Origin of the sequence: uncultured Acetobacterium sp. (genome assembly GCF_927416815.1) — a bacterium.
GTDB lineage: Bacteria > Bacillota > Clostridia > Eubacteriales > Eubacteriaceae > Acetobacterium.
In genome coordinates this window covers 1-2,563 of sequence record NZ_CAKMJU010000117.1, presented here as the reverse complement: position 1 = coordinate 2,563, position 2,563 = coordinate 1, and the positions used below count along the sequence as shown (strand labels likewise).

Annotated in this window: 3 protein-coding genes; all 3 read right to left on the bottom strand. The window is 43.1% G+C overall.

Features of this window, described 5'->3' with window-relative positions:
* Positions 1–115: 115 nt before the first annotated feature.
* The 3 genes from QZ998_RS14600 to QZ998_RS14590 are packed head-to-tail and all read right to left on the bottom strand — an operon-like array spanning position 116 to position 2,399.
* On the bottom strand, positions 116–556 hold the full coding sequence (locus tag QZ998_RS14600; protein WP_296561572.1) for a hypothetical protein: 441 nt from the start codon (positions 554–556) through the stop codon (positions 116–118).
* A 38-nt stretch (positions 557–594) separates the two neighbouring features.
* On the bottom strand, positions 595–1,374 hold the full coding sequence (gene istB, locus QZ998_RS14595) for an IS21-like element helper ATPase IstB (RefSeq protein WP_296561571.1): 780 nt from the start codon (positions 1,372–1,374) through the stop codon (positions 595–597).
* Entirely contained in the window at positions 1,359–2,399 is a 1,041-nt protein-coding gene (locus tag QZ998_RS14590; protein WP_296561570.1) for a hypothetical protein, read from the bottom strand. Before QZ998_RS14590 ends, istB begins: the two co-directional genes overlap by 16 nt.
* Between the last annotated feature and the right edge of the window lie 164 nt (positions 2,400–2,563).

Here is a 2,563-nt window from a genome sequence, read left to right as displayed (position 1 = left end):
GTCAAGTAAAATTGACCCACTTTTTCGTTTAAATTTGACCCACCTTAGTATTGATGGTTAATGGCTCAGTTTACCATGTGAATTCTGATTTTGACACTGTAAATTGACCCACCTGCTAGTGAGTAACAACCCGATAGCCGGCACTTTTTAATGAAGTCTGGTCGATGATCATCGTTTTTGATAATGAGTCCAGTGAGATGTATCTGCTTAACTCCAGCAAACGTTCACCCAGCAGTTCCTGAATCAGTTTTTCCATATCGGCTGGCCGACTATCGATCAGCTGTTTTTCTGCTGTTTGAACGCGCTGAGGAACCACGGGCGAACAGAGCTCTTCGATACTCATAAAAAGATGATCAGCCTCGGTTAGCGCGTTGATCAGATAACAATCCCGCTCGGGAACGTATTGAAATCGCGGATCTTTATCGATTCTTTTTCTTGTAAAATAGGGGTTTTTCACACCATACTGATTGCGCAGAAGATCATATGCAGCCGTACGGCCTTCATCATTGTATACCTGAACAACGTCGATTAATGCTTCATTACTTACCTTTGACATGTTTACACTCCTGTCTATATGAAATACCAACCATCGGTTTAACCGATGCCAAGGCTTCTGTTAACACTGTTTTTTGACCCTTTGACACGATAGCTGTCACCTGTTATACTAAGCACATGACAGTGGTGGAGCACTCGGTCAAGAATCGCCGTTGCAGCCAGCTGTCCAGTAAACAGTTCGTCCCACTTGCCCATTGGCAGGTTGGTCGTAATAATGAGGGAGCTTTTTTCGTATCGTTGGCGGATGATCTGGAAAAATAGGCTCTCTCTTTCTTTGTCCATTTTTATGTAGGATAATTCATCAATAATCAGTAGTTCAATCCGATTCAGTTTTTCAAGTGTTTCGGACAGTTTTCCACTTAACATTTCAGCATGAAGCGTATCGACGAGTTCCTTTGCATTGACAAACAGAACGCTTCGACCCGCATGACAGGCATTGACACCGATTCCGGTTGCAATCATGCTTTTTCCGACCCCAGGCGGTCCAATGACAATGATGTTTTCATGATTATCTAAAAAATGCAATCCTCCCAATGCTTCAATCTTTTCTTTGTCTAGCGTATCATTAAAATCATAATCAATCTCACCAAGCGTTGCCGATAATTCAAAGCGGGCATTGCCTAAAAGCTTTCCCGTACGACGGGCATTTTTTCCTTCTTCCTCAACAGCAAGCAGCCGTATCAGAAAATCCCGATACCCCATGGAAGTCATTTCCGCTTCGGCAATAAGATCCGGATACTGCTCTCGCATATCAACAAGTTTGAACTGTTTCATTTTAGCCTCGATATAAGTCTCCGATTCGGTTACTGCCTGTTGCACGATCGTACCTCCATTACATTGATTTCATAATAACTGCAGTCTCTTATCAGCAGAGCATCCTCATCCTGACAAACGGCTTCCTCATTGGGAACCGGCGTCTCCATTCCCATCAAACGCTGTCCGCTATTGTAATCCCGCAAGAGCGCGCGGAATGACTTGATATCCATCTTATCTTCCACAACGGCAATTCCGATAAAACGGTTTAAGACATGGTCGTCATAAAGTTCCTGCAGTTCCATGATCTTTCTGGCATAATGCGTCGGCTGATCAAACTTTCTTCCGGCGGCTTCCAGATAGTGATACCCGTTGCTGAATCTTTCCGTAAAATCTCTGCGAATCTGGGGGATGGAGGTGCTGATTTTTTTGGCGATCGCTTCATAATGGTCCAGATTGGTCACAACGTCATGTTTCTTATCCGAGACTTCAAAACGCAGGATCAGGTTTTCTTTTTGATCATAGAGTTCGGCTCTGAATCCGTAAACGATTCGAAACCATACCGTTTTTCCCACATATTTCACCGGGACGCTGTATTTATTGCCATCAATGCTGATGTAACTGTCCGGACTGACAATGCGCTTTTGTAGCGTCTTTGTAGAATAATGGGATTTTGGCAGCGGTTGTAATAATTGTTTTTCCTCCAACAGATAGTGCTGGTTTGGAATCCGTTGTGTTGTCGTGTGTTTTTCATCGCACCACTCATCGATAAATTTTTTCCCGCGGTCGTTAAGTTCATCCATGGTTGCAAAAGTATTACCTTTAATAAACTGCTCTTCAATATAATTGAACGGTCGCTCGATTTTGCCTTTTTTACGGGGCCAATAACAGGGACATGCATTCAGCTCAGTTCCCAGATGTTTGGCCATCATCAGAGCCTGGGGATTGTACCGGACTTCCTCCTCGGATTTTGGATCATTTGTGATCACCAGTGCTTTGGGATTGTCAATCAGCAGCTCAAGGGTGACGCCGCCAAGATCATCATACAATTCCTGAATGGCTTCATAGATTGCCGGGCCATCCACTTTCATTGAAAAGCAGACTGCTTTTTTTCTTGTTTAATAGGAAATTACGCAAAACAAGAAAAAATAAAATAAACGCCCAAAAGGAAAAAAGGGTATAACAAACAAGCCTTCAAACGAATGAAAAAAGATCAGAAGATGAAGAGATCCTCATCATCGAAGAAAGCATCATT